4 protein-coding genes are annotated in these 3,234 nt (G+C 70.1%); all 4 read right to left on the bottom strand.

Annotated elements, in window-relative coordinates; all coding sequences use genetic code 11:
- Positions 1-109: 109 nt before the first annotated feature.
- Positions 110-940 (bottom strand): FAD binding domain-containing protein, encoded by an 831-nt coding sequence (locus AB0J09_RS60280; protein WP_360712787.1) that lies wholly within the window; start codon positions 938-940, stop codon positions 110-112.
- Complete coding sequence (locus tag AB0J09_RS60275) at positions 937-2,349, bottom strand: solute carrier family 23 protein (protein WP_360712784.1); 1,413 nt, start codon at positions 2,347-2,349, stop codon at positions 937-939. Before AB0J09_RS60275 ends, AB0J09_RS60280 begins: the two co-directional genes overlap by 4 nt.
- Before the next feature lie 163 nt (positions 2,350-2,512).
- Positions 2,513-2,716: an RNA-binding S4 domain-containing protein gene (locus AB0J09_RS60270; protein WP_360712781.1), complete on the bottom strand. Its 204-nt coding sequence runs from the start codon at positions 2,714-2,716 to the stop codon at positions 2,513-2,515.
- 10 nt (positions 2,717-2,726) lie between these two features.
- Positions 2,727-3,234 (bottom strand): helix-turn-helix domain-containing protein (locus tag AB0J09_RS60265; RefSeq protein WP_360712778.1); only part of this gene is annotated, 508 nt, incomplete at its 5' end.

Genomic DNA, 3,234 nt, shown 5'->3' with positions numbered 1-3,234 from the left:
GCCGACGTGGGTGCCGGTCAGGCCGAGGTCGTGGCGCAGGCAGTCGGACAGCAGGCGGCGGGCGGGCACGCGGACCCGCCTCGCGGTGCCGTTCACGACGAGCGTGATCTCATGCTCCACGGGACTCCGCCTCCCTGGTCGCGTTCCGCAGCGCCCGCTCGGCCAGCACGCCCACGAGCTGGCGGCGGTAGGCGGCCGACGCGTGGATGTCGCCTTCCGGTTCGACCCGTTCCCGTACGACTCGCGCCACGTCCTCAGGACTGCCGGTCACGTCCACGACGACCGGCACGGGGCCGACGCCGATGCAGGCGACCTTGGCGGCTTCGACGTGGCCGTCCTCGTCGAGCGTGACGACGGCGCAGACCCCCGCCAGCGCGTAGTCGCCGTGCCGCCTGGCCACCTCTTCGAATGCTGCCCCGGTACGCGCGCCCAATGCCGGGAAATATGCCGACACGGCCAGCTCGCCCGGCTGGACCGCCGACTCCATGGGGCCGACGAAGAACTCCTCCGCGCCCACGTCGCGTACCGGCTGGTCCCAGCGGGCCACCCGTACGGAGCCGCCCAGAACGGCCAGCACCGCGGGCAGCTCGGCGGCCGGGTCGGCGTGCACGAGGCTGCCCACCACGGTCCCCCGGTTCCTGATCACGGGATGCGCGACCAGCTTGAGCGCCTTGGTGAGCAGCGGATGCGCCTCGGCCCGCTCCACCTGCGCGTGCCTGACGGCCGCCCCCACCCGGACACCGTCTTCCGTCGCCTCCATGACCTGCAGCTCCTGGAGGCGATTGATGTCGACGAGATGCGCGGGAGCCGCCAGCCGCATGTTCATCAGGGGAATGAGACTCTGCCCCCCGGCCAGCACCTTCCCGCCCACCTCCGCGAGCGTCCGGAGCGCCTCGCCGAGATCGCGGGGAGCGTGGTACTCGAACGGCGCCGGCTTCACCCGGCCTCGCTCCTGGCCGGCTCGGCGCGGCGATCGGCGATGGCCCGGAGCAGGTGGTATCCACCCAGCACCACGATGGTGCCGAGCGCGATGCCCTCCAGGGTGAAGTCCCCGCCGACGAAGTGGCTCACAGGTCCGATGGCCAGAATGATGCCCGCACCGATGGGAACCATGTTCACGGGATCGGCGAAGTCCACCCTGTTCTCGATCCAGATTTTGGCGCCGAGCAGCCCGATCATCCCGTACAGGATGACGGTGACGCCGCCGAGCACGCCGCCCGGCGTGGCCGCGACGAGCGCGCCGAACTTGGGACAGAGGCCGAAGAGGATGGCGATGATGGCGGCGATGTAGTAGGCGGCGGTCGAATAGACCTTGGTGGCGGCCATGACGCCGATGTTCTCGGCGTACGTGGTGGTGGGCGACCCGCCGACCGCGCTGGCGACCATGGTGCCCACGCCGTCGGCCACCACGGCGCGGCCCACGTACGGGTCGACGTCGGCACCGGTCATCTCGCCGACGGCCTTGACGTGCCCGATGTTCTCCGCGATGAGCGCGATGACGGCGGGCAGCACCAGCAGCACGGCCGAGGTCTTGAAGTCGGGAGCGTGGAAGTCCGGCACCCCGATCCACTCCGCCTTCGCCACGGACTCGAAGTTCACCCGATCGTGCGGGAAGGCCGTGGCCACGCAGTACGTGCCCTCGACCGGGCAACTGGCCCCGGCGGCGTCGCGCAGATTGGTGCCGGGCAGCACAGAGGTGATGGGCCCGGCCGCTTTGTCGAGCACCCACGAGAGCACGAACCCGGCGATCAGCCCGATCAGGATCCCGATGCGCCCGATGAACCCCTTGAAGAGCACGATCACCAGGAACGTGATCAGCATCGTGACGAGGGCGACCCAGTGGTCCTGCGGCCAGTAGACGTCCGCCACCACGTACGCCAGCCCGAACCCGATCAGCATCACGACCGCGCCGGTGACGACGGGAGGGAAGACGCGGTGGATGATCTGCACGCCGAGGAAGTGGATGGCCAGCCCGGCCAGCGCGAGCACGAAGCCGGCGACCAGGATGGCGCCGGTCACGATCGCGTCCGCGCCCGCGGTGTCGCCGCCCGCCGCCGCCCTGATGGCGAACACCCCGCCGACGAAGGACGCGCTGGTGCCGAGATAGCTGGGCACCCTGCCCTTCACGATCAGCAGGAACAGGATCGTCGCGACGCCTGACATCATCACGGCGACGTTCGGATCCAGCCCCATCACCAGGGGGAAGACGAACGTCGCGCCGAACATCGCGATCACGTGCTGCGCCCCGAACCCCACCATCCTGGGCCAGCTCAGCCGCTCGTCGGGCCTGACCACCTCTCCGGGCGCCAGGTGCTTGCCGTCACCGTGTTTGGTCCATCCCAAAACCATGAGAGCCCCTCTTGTACTGGGCGTTGCGCTGGGCCGGCGGCACGTCCCGTTGCGGGCACATTAGGCCCGCCGGGACGGTGCTACACGGGCATGATCTGCCAAATCTGCGCCGGGGGCCAGTGGAATCCTCGCGCACACGAGATCGACTCGGTTGTGAGACGCGCTACTCGACCCGGATCGAGAAGCCCTCCCCGCTCACCACCTGCCCCGACCGGATCTTGGCCCGCTTACGCAGCTCCACCTCGCCGTCCACCAGCACAAGACCCTCGGCGATCAGGTGCTTGGCCATCCCGCCCGTCTCCGTGATCCCGCAGTACTTCAGCAGGTCGCACAGCGGGATGTACTCGGAGCGCAGTTCGAAGTCCACAGGCCCAACCCTAGATCCCCCGCATCCGCAGCACGTGCAGGGCCAGGGTCAGGTTGAGGCGCAGGTGGGGGTCGTCGGTGAAGTTGCCGAGCAGGCGCTCCAGCTTGCCGATCCGGTAGCGCAGGGTGTTGTAGTGGAAGTGCAACCGCCGGGCCGTCTCCGCCACGTTGAGGTTGGTCTCCAGGAGCACCTGCAGGGTGCGCCGGAGGTCGGCGTTCTCGGCGTCGTCGTCGGAGGCCAGCGGCCCGAGCGTCTCGCGGACGAACGCGTGCAGCTCGTCCGTGTCGTTCACCAGGGACAGCAGGCGGTAGACCCCGAGCTGGTCGAAGTGGGCCACCGCGCCGGGGCCGTGGAGCTGGCGGCCCACCCGGGCCGCCTTCAGGGCCTGTGAGTACGCCTCCGGCAGCGTCTCCGCCCCCGGGCTCGGCCGGGAGGTGCCGGTGGAGAACGTCGCGGGCGGCACGTCGGCGAAGGCCGAGGCCGCGTCCTTGGCCACCCGGGTGGCGTCGATCGAGGCG

The sequence above is a fragment of the Nonomuraea sp. NPDC049784 genome (genome assembly GCF_040659615.1).
Lineage (GTDB): Bacteria > Actinomycetota > Actinomycetes > Streptosporangiales > Streptosporangiaceae > Nonomuraea.
This window is presented reverse-complemented; position numbering and strand designations above follow the sequence as displayed.